The sequence below is a fragment of the Pseudomonas caspiana genome (genome assembly GCF_002158995.1).
Taxonomy (GTDB): Bacteria; Pseudomonadota; Gammaproteobacteria; order Pseudomonadales; family Pseudomonadaceae; genus Aquipseudomonas; species Aquipseudomonas caspiana.
This window is the reverse complement of the sequence record NZ_LOHF01000004.1, coordinates 1-14,946: the sequence shown is the minus strand read 5'-3', so window position 1 is coordinate 14,946 and position 14,946 is coordinate 1. Positions and strand designations below refer to the sequence as shown.

Here is a 14,946-nt window from a genome sequence, read left to right as displayed (position 1 = left end):
CATGCACATTACACAGCACAACCGTCGCTGCCCGGTGTACCTACACCCTGCAGCAGCCACCAGCCCGAATTCAGTCAGTGCCATCCAGCGCACTACCGGTCTACTGGTAATCATCACCCCAAAATCCGGCACCGCTCACGCTGTGCAGGCACCAACGGCAACCGACAACTTCGGTCCATGGGGAGGTGACGCAGCATGAAACAGATCCTCATCGGCATCACCGGCCCTGCCCGCGCAGGGAAAACCACGACCGCAAACCACCTGGCCACTGAGCATGGGTTCGAGTGCTACGCATTCGCGGACCCACTCAAGCAAGGGATCATGGCGATCTTCAATCTGAGCCACGAGGACATCGAAGGCGAGAAAAAAGAGCAGCCGATTGACTGGCTAGGTCGCTCACCTCGGCAACTGATGCAACTGCTCGGCACCGAGTGGGGTCGCCACCTGATCAGTGCCGACCTCTGGATCAATCTGGCGCAGCAGAACCTCGACTGCATGAGCGTCCTATTCGACACCGCTCCCGGCTTCGTCATCAGCGACGTTCGTTTCGAGAATGAAGCCGACTTCATCCGCAAACGTGGCGGGGTTATCGTGCATCTACGACGGCCAGATGCCGAAGGCGTTAACCCTCACATCAGTGAAGCCGGGGTTTCGGTACACCCTGACGATCTGACGCTACAGAACGACGCGGGCGAGCCAGAACTGCTGCTGGCCATCGACCAACTCCATCGAGCACTTCGCGCCCGCGATCTGCTCGCTGTCGCCTGAGGCCGGTCGCCATGAACCGCACCCTGGACGAAACAGCCACCTTGCTCGGACTCAAGCCACGCGCGTTCCGCACCAGGTTGCGCGAACTCGGCGTGCTGAATTCATCCGGCGATCTCGCAAGCGCTCACCGCGAGCGTGGCTACCTGTACTCGGACGCTCGGTCTCGCTGGAACAAAACGCTCGGCAAGTACATGCACTACGCCGTCGTGATGGTGAAGAACGACGGGGTCGAGTGGATAGCCAAGAAGCTGAACATCACCATCACCAAAAAGGACGACGCAGCATGACCCTGAACGCCATCACTTACGCCGTCGGTGCGCTTAAGTTGGTCCCGATCTTCTGTAACAGCCCGCAGATTATCAGCCGAGCAACGCTGATCGGCGCAACAGCAGAAGCCATCTCAATGCTGGAAGAGTTGCCAGCGGTAACTGCAGAACTGGCCGAGGTGTTCCGCTTGGTCGATGCCGTCGTTCTCGAAGGCCAGATCGCATACATCACTCCTACCCGCTGCCCCGAGAAACCCTATGGTGCCGTCGTCGCGGACCAGCACGGGCGTCTTTGCGCTACCGCTCGGGGAAAGACCGCGCAAGGTCTGGCCGAATTAATCCGGTTTCAGTTGGTGCCCCAAAAGGAGGGGCACGGGGAGGACTCAGCGTGAGCGGCACACTGGATCAATTGCGGGAAGAGTTCGCCACCCCCTGCCCGACGTTGAGCGCAGTGCGCGGACGCTACTTCTCGCACATCTCAAGTGATCGTTACCTGATGCGCAAGATCAGCGCCGGGCAGATCAACCTCAAGGTGACACGGATCGGCGGGAGACAGGGCCAGCCCGTCGTCTACCTGCATGACCTTGCTGAGTTTCTGGACGCACAAGCGAAGCCGAAAGCAGCGTGATTCAAAGGTGGCCGCTGCCTTCCAGCGGCAACAACTCACTGAGGCACAGCACATGAAGCCCACAGATACCGCCGAGTTTATTGGCGAACTCAATGCAGGCGTATTCGCCGACCAGATCGGCCGCGCGCTGTCTGAGGTCGCCGCAGGCGTTGTCGACAACGGTAAGGCCGGACAAGTCACCGTGACGTTCAACCTGAAGCAGGTCGCAAGCAGCCACCAGGTCACCGTCAACCACAAGCTGTCATTCAAGATCCCAACGAAGCGCGGCAGCATTGTTGAGGACACGGCCCTCGATACGCCTATGTACGTCGGCGAAGGCGGACGCCTGACCTTGTTCCCCGAAACTCCAGCAGCCGACCAACTGTTCGACCGGCAGGCGGCACCAATCAACGCCCGAAGCTAAAAAACACGACTCCATACCTCTCACCACAGTAGGAATGTTCCATGGAAGCCAAAGCAATTCAGTTGATTCAAGACACCGCTGTACTGGCAAATGCCAAGAAGCTGGATACCCACATGCCGACCATCGCTTTGTCACGTGAAAGCACCGTGCTGAGCCTGGAGCAATTCGAACAGAACCGTAGCCGCTTTCGCGGCCGACTGACGACGAGCTCCCTCTTGGATTTCAGCAGCTATGTCAGCGCGAACGCCGATGGAAATAGTCGGGCCTTCATTGATAGCGACCGCATGACCTGCACGGTCTTCTTCAACCTCGGCGATCAAGACACCCCCGGTCACGGCGACTACTTCTCCACTCTGACGCTGAAGAAGACTGCAGCTTTCATCGCAGTGGAAGCCGCAGCCGGATCGAAACATTCTCAGAAAGACCTCAGCGACTTCATTGAAGACTGGGCACCGAACCTCATCGCGCTCGACGCCCAGGGTGAAGAGATTGAGCTGCGCCGCGCTGCTGGGGCAATCCGCTCCATCACCATCGAGCAAGCCCGCAAGAGCGAGCATGTGGTGGGTGATATGAGCTCCTCGCGATCCGCTATGGATCAGATTGAAGCCAAGTCAACTGACGGCTTGCCAGCGACCTTGTTGTTTCAGTCCATCCCCTACGAGGGACTGAAGTCTCAGACCATCCAGCTGCGAGTGGCCGTGCTGACTGGCGGCGACCAGCCGGTACTGCGTCTGCGCTGGATTGGCGAAGCGCAGCTGCGTGAAGACCTGGCGCAAGAGTTTAAAGAAGTGGTGGCTCAGGAAGTCGGCACGTCGACCGAACTGACCATCGGCACCTTCACCCTCGCATAAGCCGTTTGCACCACCCCGCCGCCGCCCTCTCACCAACGATCTGGCGGCGGGCTCTACCTAGGACACAGCACATGCAAGCACAGCACCTGATAGTCATCGCCGTACTTATGCCCATCAGTTGGGCGGCATTGGGATACTTAGTGTGGCGGGCCGTCGTGCGCATAGAGCGCAGACACGCCCACCAAGCGACAATCGACCTTAGTGCTAAACACGCCGAGCACGCTCAGCAACTGCACTCGGAAATTGAACGACTTCTGGAACAGCATCGCGATCTTGATCTGATCAAAACGGCCCAATTCACTCACTCCGACCGCATTCAACTAATAGCCGCCTCACAAACACTGGAGCTCGCAGCCCGCACTTGGAGGGGGCTACGCGCCACCGATCAAGCAGACAAAGCGACCGCGCACCAGTACTTACTCAAGCAGTTCTCAGCACGCATTCGCGAAACACTTCACGCCTTAAACACAACAGATACCACTCTGATCACTCATACCCGCTCATCCGCGAAGCCTGATGAGGAGTGTTTCGACCGTTTGTTGGAGGCCAAGTGAATGAGTTGGCTCTTTTCGCAGGCGCTGGTGGCGGAATACTCGGCGGCCAACTCCTCGGCTGGCGCACCGTCTGCGCCGTTGAGCGTGATGCCTACGCCGCACAGATTCTGGCGCAACGACAAGCCGATGGACTGCTCCCGCCTTTCCCGATTTGGTCTGACGTGTGCAGTTTTGACGGACGACCATGGCGAGGCCTTGTTGACGTGGTTTCGGGAGGATTTCCTTGTCAGGACATCTCGGTTGCAGGCAACGGCCTCGGTATCGCCGGCGCCCGCTCCGGACTGTGGCGGCAGATGGCACGAATTACCGATGAGGTACGACCGCATTACGTCGAACTGGAGAACTCACCATTGCTTGTGGGAAGAGGACTTGCCGTGGTGCTCGGTAATCTTGCCGAAATGGGGTATGACGCGCGATGGGGTGTTATCGGAGCGGCCGACCTCGGCGCCCCTCATCAGCGCGACCGGATCTGGCTCATCGCAGAAGACACCCGCCAGACGATGGCCAACACCGGTGGCGAGCATGGCAAAGGGATCCTCCCCCGCCGCACTGACTCGCCGATCAGGGGCCGACCGTTCGAACGATCGCCTGGATCACGCCGTGATGGCACTGGATGGTGGTCATCTGAACCCGGAATGGGCCGAGTGGCTGATGGGGTGGCCCATCGGGTGGACCGACTTAAAGCCATTGGCAATGGACAAGTTCCACGAGTGGCAGCAACAGCATTCTATGAGCTTACCAAGGGTAGGCACTGAGGTGGCCGCATGAGCGCAGCAGAGAAAATCGATTTTCAGATCACACCCGGTGCTTGGTTTCGGCAAGACCTGCTTTATCCGGTGTTCGGACTCAGCACTGAAGCTGTTCGAAAGTATCGTTCACGAGGGCTGTGGCTGGAGGGCAAGCACTACCGTACAGACCCAGCCAATGTGCTGGTTTACAACAAGGAAGCAATCGAAAAGTGGATGGCAGGTCAACCATGAGTGACAAGATGCCCACAGGTGTTGAGATGAACGGCAAACAGCTGCGCATTTGGTTCATCTTCAATGGCCAGCGATGCCGGGAACCACTAGATGGGATCTCGAAGGTAAACAAAGCTGCGATTGCCTATGCAGACAACAAACGCCGCACAATCCTTGCAGAGATTAAAGAGGGCCGCTTCGACTATGCGGCTCACTTTCCCAACTCTCCTAGGGCAGCAATGTTCACAGGAACAGGCGGGCCATCTATGAAGCGCACCGTGAAGGAGGGTATTGATCGATGGCTGGAGGTTCAGCGCGCACTCAAAGCATCAAGCACCGTCGTTAACTATGTCAGCAAGGCCAAGCACGTTGAAAAAAAATTTGGCAAACGACGAATCGTGGACATTAGCAAGAGCGATATCGAACTGTTTCAAGCACAACTGCTGAAGCAAGGCTTATCCCCAAAGACAGTGAACGACATATTCACAGTCGTCCGAGGTGTCTGGGCTGACGCCTTCGGCGACGGCATCTTGAAAGCCAACCCACTGGATCGAATCAGCAACGTCGGCTCGGACGTCGACCTTGAGCATGCCGACCCCTTCAGTCGCACCGAGATTGATTTGATCGGCAAAGCGGATCCGGAACGACGACCTGATACCAGGATGATTGAGTTCAACTGCTGGGCCGGACTTGCGCTATCCGAGCTCATCGCACTCGCTGTGGAGGATATCGACCTTGATGCTGGCATGGTGCAGGTACGACGCGCGTTAGTCGTGGGCGAGTTTAAGGTTCCGAAAGAACGCTCCCGGGTGAGACTCGTCGAGCTGATAGACCCTGCACTGGAACTGATGCGAGAGATCGTTGCTGCGGCCAGGGAAGCCCCCGTCGAAGAGATCACCGTAATCCAGCGCGACAACATCACATCGAAGAAGATGAAAGTCAGGTTTCTTTTCCGCAGCTCTTCCAGCGGCTTGATGTGGAGCGGTAAGACACTGAGCAATTGGTTTACCGCGCATCTGAAAATAGCCGATGTGCGTCACCGAGGTGCCAATCAGTGCCGGCATACGTTCGCCAGCCAAATGCTTTCAAGCTATGTGCCTGTCGAATGGGTGGCCAAACAGCTCGGACATGCCGACACTACGATGGTGCGAAAGCATTATGGTAGATGGATACCAAAAGACACCAAGAGTATGGCGGGAATAGTTTCCAAAATGCTTGGATTTCGAGTTGGTGAGCAAGGCTGTGAAAGACCATAACTTACATAAATTTTTCAAGAACCCGCCTCGAAATGTTGATACTCCATCCATACCAATGCCGCCTCGAAAAACTCAGTGACCCTCGATAAGAGTGCAGCCATATACAGGTCCATTTCTTTTTTATATACAAAATACACTGTCACATCTTGGATGTTTGATGTGATTTGAGTCGCGTAGTCTGCATTCGGATTGACAGGCTGCGCACCATACTCATCGGCAAGCAGCCTGATCTTATCCGTCAGCACAAGCCAATTAAGGGCGTGCTGTGGGGATAAGCCAACAGCCAGACTGAGAGCATGCTGGAAATCCTGGTACCGAGAGTGTCCAGTCTGCATTGCAAATTTGAGTTGAAGAAACCCAGCATCATCAAGAGTATCGAGAGTTGATTTAAGCTTCGAACGCTTGAGGACGATCAAATCAAGTGAGCTGAGAGACCTCTCATGACCAAATATGCTTGCCTTATCATATGCATCGACTACAGACGCAACCAGCAAATTCAAAACCCGCAAGGTTTCAACCTTCTTGCGGTGACTCGGCAACAGCTCAATAATCACATAGAACACATATGCAGATATGAGTCCGACAAGCAGATCGCTGGTGACGCTGATCGTTGCGTCTGCACATAGAAATGCGGCAATAGCTCCGCCCTCCAGAAGCTGCAACAAGGGCAGCCTAAGGTTTACCAAGCAAAGTAGTGCGAACACCACCACTACAGCCACCAACAGCCAACGCTCTCGTGCTTCCTGCCAAACCCACATACATAACTCCCTGATACGCCGAAATGTCGCGCGCGCTCCCGCAATTAGCGTAAGCCCCAATGTCACCCCTTATGATTGGCTGGAGCTTACACGGGCTTAGAGCGTCTCTCTCGATGCCATTTTCTGCCCTAAAAATGCCCTAAACAAAAGCCCAGAAACGAAAAAGCCCCCGTAATCATCAATGATTACGGGGGCTTTGTCTTGTTCAGTAATGGCGGAGAGATAGGGATTTGAACCCTAGGTACTGTCGCCAGTACAACGGATTTCGAATCCGTCCCGTTCGGCCACTCCGGCATCTCTCCAACGGCGCGCATCATAACAGTTCAATCGCAGAAGGCGATACCTTTTGCTGATTTTTTTTCGTGCTATCAAGCGCTTGCGTTACTTTTTCCGTCTTAGAGCGGTACGCCCAGGCGGTTGGCGACTTCTTCGTAGGCTTCGATGACGTCACCGAGGCCCTGACGGAAGCGGTCTTTGTCCATTTTCTTCTTGGTGTCCTTGTCCCACAGGCGGCAGCCATCCGGGCTGAATTCGTCGCCCAGGACGATGGAGCCGTCGCTGAACACGCCGAACTCGAGTTTGAAGTCGACCAGCAGCAGACCGGCGTCATCGAACAGTTTGCTCAGGACGTCGTTGACCTTGAGCGACAGTTCTTTCATGCGCGCCAGTTGCTCGGCGGTGCCCCAACCGAATGCGACCACGTGGGATTCGTTGATGAACGGGTCGCCCTTGGCGTCGTCCTTCAGGAACAGCTCGAAGGTGTACGGGTTGAGCTTGAGGCCTTCTTCGACGCCCAGGCGCTTGACCAGACTACCGGCGGCGTAGTTACGCACGACGCATTCGACCGGGATCATGTCGAGCTTTTTGACCAGGACTTCATTGTCGGCCAGCAGTTTGTCGAACTGGGTCGGAATGCCCGCAGCTTCGAGCTTCTGCATGATGAAGGCGTTGAACTTGTTGTTCACCATGCCTTTGCGATCCAGCTGTTCGATACGCTTGCCGTCGAACGCCGAAGTGTCGTTACGGAACAGCAGGATCAAGCGGTCAGCGTCGTCGGTCTTGTAAACCGATTTGGCTTTGCCGCGGTAGAGTTCTTCACGTTTTTCCATGATGGGCTCCGCTTGCTAAGTAGTTGGGCTATGCGATATGTCGCCAGTCGAGCCCTGAATCTTGATCGGCCAATTGTAACCAGTCCGGATCGCACCCGAGGGTGTCGACGAAACATTGCCGGGCCAGATGCGGCAGGTTGTTTTTGCTGCTGAGGTGGGCCAGTACAAGATGTTGCAGGTCCTGCCAGCCCAACTCGTTCACCAGGCTTGCGGCCTGGTGGTTGTTCAAATGTCCTTCGCTGCCACCCACCCGCTGCTTCAGGAAGTACGGGTAATGACCGCGGGCAAGCATGTCGCGGCAGTGGTTGGACTCGATCATCAGCGCGTCCAGGCCGTGGTAGCTTTGCAGCACCGTCGGGCAGTACGACCCCAGATCCGTCAGCAGACCAAAGCGACGCGTGCCGTCGGTGAAAACAAACTGCGTCGGCTCCAGGGCGTCGTGAGCGACGGACACCACATGGATGTTCAACGCCCCCAATTGCAAATCCTGTCCGCCCGCCAGATACCCGGCGACTTCTACAGGCTTGCGTAACCCCCTCGCCGTACCACTGCTCATGTACACCGGAAGATTGTAGCGCCGAGACAGCAAACCCACGCCATGCACGTGATCGGCATGTTCGTGGGTCACTAGAATCGCGCTCAACTGATGCGCGCTAAGTCCTAGCCGCGCCAATCGTCGTTCGGTTTCCCGCAGGGAGAAACCGCAATCTACCAGCACATTCGTGTTGCCACTGGCTACCAGCGTGCCATTCCCTTGGCTGCCGCTGCCTAATACTGCGAAACGCACTTAACCCAGGTTGTCTTGAATGACACCCAGTACGCGACGGGCAATGTCTGCCGGTGCGACGGTGTTGATGTTCTTCTCGACGGTAACCTGAACGTCGTCGCCCACTTTGCTCAAACGCACTTGATAACGTTCGGCACGGGCATCGATCTCTTCCTTGGTTTCTTTGCTGCCGAACAGGCGGCCGAAGAAGCCAGGTTTGTTCTCAGGCGTATCAGCCCGCTCTGCCAGGTTGATGTAGTACAGACCCAGACTGCGGTTGATGTCTTCTACGCGCCATTCACCCTGATTCAGGGCGCGACCGACGCTTGACCATGCGCGATCCAGATCCGAACCGACGTTCAGAACCGGGTTGCCGCTGCCGTCTTCGCTCAAGGCAACACGGCTTGGGGTGTCGTAGTCACGCGCTGCCAGCAACGACACGGAGCCGCCCTGTGCAGAGCTGCGACTCAGGCTGGCCAGCATGTCATCGGTCAATGCGGCATCGAGTGCGACGTTAGTGGCGCGATCGGTGAACGGCACGTCAGCAGTGCTGCCTGCCGGGCGCTCAGCGCTGACGACGTAGACTTCACTGGTGTTGCGCTGCACGCCCGGTTCGATACGCACCCGCACGCGGGTTTCTGCATCGGAGGCTGCGCCGCCGGCGCTCAGGCGCTTGGCGACCGCAGCGGAGAGCTCATCCAGACGCTGCCATGTGGTGCTGAACTCACCGGTTTGCGGACGATCTTCGGCAATACGGAAACCGTTATCTTCGAAATACTGATGCGCCAAAGGCCAGACTTCGGCAGGCGCACGCTGGGCAAGCACCCAGCTGTTATTGCCGCTCTTCTGCAGGCTGAAATCGCTGGCATCTGCGGTGGTCGACAGTGGTTGCGGGCGAGGTACTACGAATTCGCCTTTAACGGTGTCGTCCGCCACGTTGCGCGGGATCGGCAGCAGTGGGTCAAGACGCTTGGTTTCCGAGACACCCGGCGGGATTTGCATCGGTGCAGTTTGCTGTGCTTCGAGGTAATCGCTGCCACGGTCACGGAAGTAACCATCTTCACCCCAGAGCCAACCGCAACCGCTGGTGCTGGAGATAATCAAGGCAAGTGCGGAAAGTCCGGCCAATCGCTTCATTGCGTGTTGTTTCCTCAATTAAACCAGAACGCCGGACTGGCGCAGGGCCTGACGCAGCGGTTCGTGACAGGCCTGGCTGAGCCAGGTGAGCGGCAGACGGATACCGTCCGGCATCAAACCCATTTCATTCAGGGCCCATTTCACGGGGATAGGGTTGGATTCGATAAACAGGGTTTTGTTGAGCGGCATGAGTTTTTCATTGATCGCCCGCGCAGTTTCGGCATCACCGCGCATGGCCGCGGCACACAGCTCGCTCATGGCGCGCGGTGCAACGTTGGCGGTCACGGAGATATTGCCCTTGCCGCCCAGCAGGATCAGTTCAACCGCCGTTGCGTCGTCACCGGAATACACCAGAAAGTCGCTGCTGACACCAGCCAGAATGTCCTTGGCGCGTTGCAGGTCGCCAGTGGCTTCCTTGATACCGATGATGTTCGGCACGGTGGACAGACGCACGACAGTCTCTGGCAGCATGTCGCAGGCTGTACGGCCCGGCACGTTGTAGAGGATCTGCGGGATGTCTACCGCTTCGGCGATAGCTTTGAAGTGCTGATACAGGCCTTCCTGAGTCGGCTTGTTGTAATACGGCGTGACCAGAAGGCACGCGTCGGCGCCAGCGCGCTTGGCGTTGTTGGTCAGCTCGATCGCTTCACGCGTGGAGTTTGCGCCCGTACCTGCGATAACAGGAATACGCCCTGCAACCTGATCGACCACACGGCGGATCACTTCGATGTGTTCGTTCACATCGAGCGTGGCCGACTCACCTGTGGTGCCAACGGCAACAATGGCGTTGGTGCCCTCTTGCAGGTGGAAGTCCACCAGTTTGCTCAGGCTGTCCCAGTCCAGACGTCCCTGTGCATCCATGGGTGTGACCAGTGCCACCATACTGCCCGCAATCATGCAACCGCTCCTGCCGGAAAAAGAGAGCCGTAATGGTACTGGCGCTATCAGCCTTGTACAAGCGAAGTACCACGCTGTGAGCATTCCCCTGAGCGATGGTTTTCGCTACCCTTCGTTCTTTGATCGGTACTGGTCATCTGCGCGCCTCCTTCAATCGGTCGATTTTAACGTCAGAACCCCTGCTCCAGCGCTGTTGCAGCCTGCCTTTGGTCAATCAGGCAGACGCAACCTGCCAGAAGCTGCGGTTGTCGTCTGATGCTGTCGATCGTCGATTCGGTCCTGCAAGCCAATAAATGTACCGACCGCTCATCATCTAGGAATGCTGCATGTCGTCCACCCCCACAGTTCGCGAACAATTCCTTGTCATCAGTGCCCTTGGCGCAAACCCAATGGAGCTGACCAACGTCCTGTGCCGTGCCAGTCACGAAAGCCGTTGCTCTGTGGTCAGCTCGCGCCTGACCCGTCACGGCGAATACAGTGCGTTGATTCTGCAAGTCTCCGGTAGCTGGGATGCCCTGGCCCGCCTGGAAACCGGCCTGCCCGGCCTGTCCAAGAAACACGATTTCACTACAAGCGTGGTACGCAGTGCCACGCTGGAAAGCCGTCCAGAGGCGCTGCCTTACGTGGCTTACGTCAGCTCGGCGTATCGCCCGGACATCATCAATGAGCTGTGCCAGTTCTTCATGGACCACAACGTGGAACTGGAAAACCTGATCTGCGATACCTATCTGGCTCCGCAGACCGGTGGCACCATGCTTAACGCAACCTTTACCGTGACCTTGCCTGCGGGCATCCAGATCAGTTGGCTGCGCGATCAGTTCCTGGATTTCGCCGACGCGCTGAACCTCGATGCACTGATTGAACCGTGGCGTCCGCAAGCGCCTATGTAAGGAAGTCCCATGCCCGTAGCAGTAGATCAACCGGTTAGCGATTTTCAGGTGCAAGCCACCAGCGGACAGGCCGTGAGCCTGTCCGAACTCAAGGGCAAGCAGGTCGTGATTTATTTCTACCCGAAGGACAGCACGCCGGGCTGCACCACTCAGGGTCAGAACTTTCGCGACATGCATGAACAGTTTCAGGCTGCCAACACGCTGGTGTTTGGCGTATCCCGAGACAGCCTGAAATCCCACGAGAACTTCAAGGCCAAGCAGTCGTTCCCGTTCGAGCTGATTTCGGACAAGGACGAGGCCCTTTGCCAACTGTTTGATGTGATCAAGCTCAAGAAGCTGTACGGCAAGGAATACCTTGGCGTGGATCGCAGCACCTTTTTGATCGATAAAGATGGCGTACTGCGCCACGAATGGCGCGGCGTGAAAGTGCCGGGGCATGTTGAGGCGGTGCTGGAGAAGGCTCAGGCGTTGGCAGTTAAATAAGCGTCGCTCTTATCGCGGGCAAGCACCGCTCCCACATGAGATTGAGTCCATATGTGGGAGCGGTGCTTGGTCTGGGCGGCATTCCGACGATAAGGCTGGACACTTACAAAAGCGGTGCCACGGTCGGTTCCTGCCTGGGCCACGCATCCAGCACGGCCTTGAACAGAGTCGCCAGCGGAATCGCGAAAAAGATCCCCCAGAACCCCCATAGCCCGCCAAACAACAGCACCGCGCAGATGATCGCGACCGGATGCAGGTTGACCGCTTCCGAGAACAGCAGCGGCACCAATACGTTGCCATCCAGCGCCTGTATCACGCCGTAGACCACCATAAGGTAGATGAACTGGTCGCTCCAGCCCCACTGGAACAAGGCGATCAATGCCACCGGAACTGTCACCACTACCGCGCCAACGTAAGGTACCACCACGGAAATGCCCACCAGCATCGCCAACAAGGCCGCGTAGTTGAGGCCCAGTGCAACAAAGCCGACGTAGGTCACGCCACCACAGATGAAGATTTCGATGACTTTGCCGCGAATGTAGTTGGCGATCTGCCGATTCATTTCCTCGGCCACCCGCGTCATCAAGGCGCGTTCCCTGGGCAGATAGCTGACCACCCAGCGGCCGATAAGACGCCGATCCTTGAGGAAGAAGAACACCAGGATCGGCACCAGCACCAGATAGATCATGATATTGGCCAGCAACGGCAGGCTCGACAGCGAGAACGTCAGCGCCCATTGGCCGAATTTGCCAATCTCGCCACGAGCCACTTCGATGGCATGCAGCACTTGCTCGTCTGAAACCAGATGCGGATAGCGCTCCGGCAACAGCAGCAATAACGACTGCCACTTGGCGAGCATGCCCGGCAGTTCGTTGAACAAGGTGATCAACTGATGCCAGAGCAGCGGCACCAGAACCAGCAAAAACACCAGCAGAGCGCCCATGAACAACATGAATACCAGGCCAACAGCACCGGATTCAGGAACACGGAACCGCTCTAACAAACTGACCAGTCCTTGCATGAGGAACGCCAGCACCATCCCCGCCAGCACTGGCGCCAGCATGCCGCCCAGGGTCAGAACAATGGTGAAAGCCAGAAACAGCAACACCGCAAGTACGACTGCTTCCTCATCGGAGAAGTAGCGTTGTACCCAGTTGCGAAGCACGTTGAACATCAAAAATCCTTTTGAAAGCGAATAGGCCCCGGTGGTTTACGCCTTGCGCAGCCAGTAGGTGTAGACCCCCGCCTCCGCTTCCTCATGAAGTAATTCATGGCCGGCAAGCCTGGCAAAGGAGCGGAAGTCGCGCTGGGAGCCGGCGTCGGTGGCAATGACCTTGAGCACCGCACCACGGGAAAGGCGGTTCAGCTCAAGCTTGGCCTTGAGCAACGGCAGCGGGCAATTGAGGCCCTGCGCGTCGACTTCAGCGTCACAGCTTGCGGGGCGCGTTACAGCGTCAGACATCATTTATCTCCAGGCAGGCACATCAAATTGCCATGCGAAGGCAAAAAGTTTATTTCAGATACATCTTGAAAGCCGGAAGAATACCGCACTCTGGTCATCAGGCCATCGAGACGGCTACAGTAGGGGCTCTCCAACTCAGAGCTCCATGGATGAATTTTCTGCGCCCCACCCTGCTGACGCTCGCATGCCTGTTGACTGTTCCTGTGCATGCCGATGACCTGCCGTCCCTTGGCGATGCCAGTTCCGCGATTGTTTCGCCGGAGCAGGAACACCAACTGGGCCGTGCGTGGCTTGGACTGCTACGTGCCCAGGTCGCGCAACTTTCGGACCCGCAACTCAAGGACTTCGTCGAGACCTCGGTGTACAGCCTGGCGGAAACCAGCCAGGTGCAGGACCGACGCCTTGAGTTCATTCTGATCAACAGCCCGCAGCTCAACGCCTTCGCCGCACCCGGCGGTATTATCGGCGTCAATGGCGGGTTGTTCCTCAATGCCCAGACTGAAGGCGAATATGCCTCGGTACTGGCGCACGAACTGGCTCACTTGTCGCAGCGCCACTTTGCACGGGGTGTTGAAGCCCAGCAGCGCATGCAAGTGCCGGTGATGGCAGCGATGCTCGCCGGTATCGTCATGGCGGCTGCGGGTGCGGGCGATGCAGGTATTGCTGCGATCGCCGGCTCTCAGGCTGCGGCCATCCAGGAGCAGCGGCGCTTCTCGCGTCAGAATGAACAGGAAGCTGACCGGATCGGCATTCTCAACCTGGAAAAAGCCGGTTACGACCCGCGCAATATGCCGACCATGTTTGAACGCTTGATGCGCCAGTATCGCTTCGACGCCAAGCCGCCTGAATTTCTGCTGACTCACCCGGTTACCGAATCGCGTATCGCGGATACCCGCAACCGCGCCGAACAGGCCAAACCGGGCGGCAAGGAAGACAGCGTGCGCTATCAACTGATGCGCGCTCGCGTGGCATTGATTTACGAAGAAACGCCGGGTATTGCCGCCAAACGCTTCCGCGCCCAACTGACGGAAAATCCTAAATCCGATCCTGCGCGTTACGGCTTGGCCATTGCCCAGATCAAAGGCGGGCAACTCAATGAAGCCCGGGAAACCCTCAAGCCTTTGCTCGACAAGTCGCCGAACGACGTTACCTACAACCTTACGCAGATCGATCTGGACATCACCAACAACCGGCTCAACGACGCACAACAGCGCGTGGACCGGATGCTGACTCAGTACCCGGACAACTATCCGTTGAATCAGGTGCGAGTCGACGTGCTGCTCAAACAGAACCGCACTGCTGAAGCCGAGAAGTCCCTGAACGGGCTGCTGAAAAGCCGTCCTGACGATCCGGACATCTGGTATCTGGTCGCCGAGACCCGTGGCTTGAACGGCAACACCATCGGCCTGCACCAGGCCCGTGCCGAGTACTTCGCGCTGGTGGGTGATTTCAGACAGGCCATCCAGCAACTGGACTTCGCCAAACGTCGCGCCAATAACAACTTCCAGTTGGCATCACGCATTGACGCGCGGCAGAAGGAATTGGCGGATCAGGAGCGAATGGTCAAGGACATGATGTAACCCGGCTCCCTTTAGGAGCGACCGGGGTAACGATCCACCTTGCCCGCGATTGCGATGAATCAGATAAATACGGGTGTCTGAAACAGCGCAATCGCGGGCAAGCACGCTCTCGTCAAACAAAACCATAACTATCTGATTTGGAATACTTTTCTGTAGGAGCGCACGAGCACCGCGAGGCC

General features: G+C 57.2%; 21 protein-coding genes and 1 tRNA gene. 14 read left to right on the top strand and 8 right to left on the bottom strand.

From position 1 onward, the window contains the following. The first annotated feature begins 1 nt into the window (after position 1). From AUC60_RS06720 to AUC60_RS06670, 11 genes are all read left to right on the top strand, one after another. Complete coding sequence (locus tag AUC60_RS06720) at positions 2–199, top strand: hypothetical protein (RefSeq protein WP_087265317.1); 198 nt, start codon at positions 2–4, stop codon at positions 197–199. Then, on the top strand, positions 196–768 hold the full coding sequence (locus tag AUC60_RS06715) for a deoxynucleotide monophosphate kinase family protein (protein WP_087265316.1): 573 nt from the start codon (positions 196–198) through the stop codon (positions 766–768). The genes AUC60_RS06720 and AUC60_RS06715 overlap by 4 nt, the downstream gene beginning before the upstream one ends. Positions 769–779: 11 nt before the next feature. Next, entirely contained in the window at positions 780–1,055 is a 276-nt protein-coding gene (locus tag AUC60_RS06710; RefSeq protein ID WP_087265315.1) for a hypothetical protein, read from the top strand. Next, on the top strand, positions 1,052–1,426 hold the full coding sequence (locus tag AUC60_RS06705) for a hypothetical protein (protein WP_087265314.1): 375 nt from the start codon (positions 1,052–1,054) through the stop codon (positions 1,424–1,426). The genes AUC60_RS06710 and AUC60_RS06705 overlap by 4 nt, the downstream gene beginning before the upstream one ends. Further along, entirely contained in the window at positions 1,423–1,662 is a 240-nt protein-coding gene (locus tag AUC60_RS06700) for a pyocin activator PrtN family protein (protein ID WP_087265313.1), read from the top strand. The genes AUC60_RS06705 and AUC60_RS06700 overlap by 4 nt, the downstream gene beginning before the upstream one ends. A 52-nt stretch (positions 1,663–1,714) precedes the next feature. Continuing rightward, a complete protein-coding gene (locus tag AUC60_RS06695) occupies positions 1,715–2,065 on the top strand; it encodes a hypothetical protein (protein ID WP_087265312.1) in 351 nt (116 codons plus the stop codon). Positions 2,066–2,106: 41 nt separating this feature from the next. Beyond that, positions 2,107–2,916 carry a DUF2303 family protein gene (locus tag AUC60_RS06690; protein WP_087265311.1) on the top strand — a complete coding sequence of 270 codons (810 nt, stop codon included), beginning with the start codon at positions 2,107–2,109 and terminating at the stop codon, positions 2,914–2,916. A gap of 71 nt (positions 2,917–2,987) precedes the next feature. Further along, the gene (locus AUC60_RS06685) at positions 2,988–3,470 is read left to right on the top strand and encodes a hypothetical protein (protein ID WP_087265310.1); all 483 of its coding nucleotides are present in this window, start codon (positions 2,988–2,990) and stop codon (positions 3,468–3,470) included. Continuing rightward, the gene (locus AUC60_RS06680) at positions 3,467–4,225 is read left to right on the top strand and encodes a DNA cytosine methyltransferase (RefSeq protein ID WP_087265309.1); all 759 of its coding nucleotides are present in this window, start codon (positions 3,467–3,469) and stop codon (positions 4,223–4,225) included. The genes AUC60_RS06685 and AUC60_RS06680 overlap by 4 nt, the downstream gene beginning before the upstream one ends. Before the next feature lie 9 nt (positions 4,226–4,234). Then, positions 4,235–4,450 (top strand): excisionase family protein, encoded by a 216-nt coding sequence (xisR, locus tag AUC60_RS06675; RefSeq protein ID WP_085683173.1) that lies wholly within the window; start codon positions 4,235–4,237, stop codon positions 4,448–4,450. Then, a complete protein-coding gene (locus AUC60_RS06670; protein WP_087265308.1) occupies positions 4,447–5,685 on the top strand; it encodes an Arm DNA-binding domain-containing protein in 1,239 nt (412 codons plus the stop codon). The genes xisR and AUC60_RS06670 overlap by 4 nt, the downstream gene beginning before the upstream one ends. A gap of 14 nt (positions 5,686–5,699) precedes the next feature. Here the strand turns inward: AUC60_RS06670 and AUC60_RS06665 are convergent, their stop codons facing one another. From AUC60_RS06665 to dapA, 6 genes are all read right to left on the bottom strand, one after another. Further along, positions 5,700–6,443, bottom strand: a complete 744-nt coding sequence (locus AUC60_RS06665; RefSeq protein WP_087265307.1) for a hypothetical protein — start codon at positions 6,441–6,443, stop codon at positions 5,700–5,702. Between the two features lie 212 nt (positions 6,444–6,655). After that, positions 6,656–6,745: transfer RNA gene (locus AUC60_RS06660), tRNA-Ser, on the bottom strand. Between the two features lie 93 nt (positions 6,746–6,838). Beyond that, positions 6,839–7,552 (bottom strand): phosphoribosylaminoimidazolesuccinocarboxamide synthase, encoded by a 714-nt coding sequence (gene purC / locus AUC60_RS06655; protein ID WP_087265306.1) that lies wholly within the window; start codon positions 7,550–7,552, stop codon positions 6,839–6,841. Positions 7,553–7,580: 28 nt separating this feature from the next. Continuing rightward, a complete protein-coding gene (locus AUC60_RS06650; RefSeq protein WP_087265305.1) occupies positions 7,581–8,339 on the bottom strand; it encodes an MBL fold metallo-hydrolase in 759 nt (252 codons plus the stop codon). Next, positions 8,340–9,455 carry an outer membrane protein assembly factor BamC gene (gene bamC / locus AUC60_RS06645; RefSeq protein WP_087265304.1) on the bottom strand — a complete coding sequence of 372 codons (1,116 nt, stop codon included), beginning with the start codon at positions 9,453–9,455 and terminating at the stop codon, positions 8,340–8,342. Positions 9,456–9,473: 18 nt separating this feature from the next. Beyond that, a complete protein-coding gene (gene dapA / locus AUC60_RS06640) occupies positions 9,474–10,352 on the bottom strand; it encodes a 4-hydroxy-tetrahydrodipicolinate synthase (protein WP_087265303.1) in 879 nt (292 codons plus the stop codon). 326 nt (positions 10,353–10,678) lie between these two features. Here dapA and AUC60_RS06630 point away from each other — a divergent pair, with 326 nt between their 5' ends. Both AUC60_RS06630 and AUC60_RS06625 read left to right on the top strand, forming a co-directional pair. Then, positions 10,679–11,242 carry a glycine cleavage system transcriptional repressor gene (locus AUC60_RS06630; protein ID WP_027899149.1) on the top strand — a complete coding sequence of 188 codons (564 nt, stop codon included), beginning with the start codon at positions 10,679–10,681 and terminating at the stop codon, positions 11,240–11,242. A 9-nt stretch (positions 11,243–11,251) separates the two neighbouring features. Continuing rightward, the gene (locus AUC60_RS06625) at positions 11,252–11,725 is read left to right on the top strand and encodes a peroxiredoxin (RefSeq protein WP_087265301.1); all 474 of its coding nucleotides are present in this window, start codon (positions 11,252–11,254) and stop codon (positions 11,723–11,725) included. A 103-nt stretch (positions 11,726–11,828) separates the two neighbouring features. Here AUC60_RS06625 and AUC60_RS06620 read toward each other — a convergent pair whose 3' ends face one another. Both AUC60_RS06620 and AUC60_RS06615 read right to left on the bottom strand, forming a co-directional pair. Further along, the gene (locus AUC60_RS06620) at positions 11,829–12,899 is read right to left on the bottom strand and encodes an AI-2E family transporter (RefSeq protein ID WP_087265300.1); all 1,071 of its coding nucleotides are present in this window, start codon (positions 12,897–12,899) and stop codon (positions 11,829–11,831) included. 36 nt (positions 12,900–12,935) lie between these two features. Beyond that, positions 12,936–13,187, bottom strand: a complete 252-nt coding sequence (locus AUC60_RS06615) for a sulfurtransferase TusA family protein (protein WP_087265299.1) — start codon at positions 13,185–13,187, stop codon at positions 12,936–12,938. Between the two features lie 149 nt (positions 13,188–13,336). Between AUC60_RS06615 and AUC60_RS06610 the strand changes: the two genes are divergently transcribed. Next, positions 13,337–14,767, top strand: a complete 1,431-nt coding sequence (locus AUC60_RS06610) for a M48 family metalloprotease (protein ID WP_087265298.1) — start codon at positions 13,337–13,339, stop codon at positions 14,765–14,767. Positions 14,768–14,946: the final 179 nt, after the last annotated feature.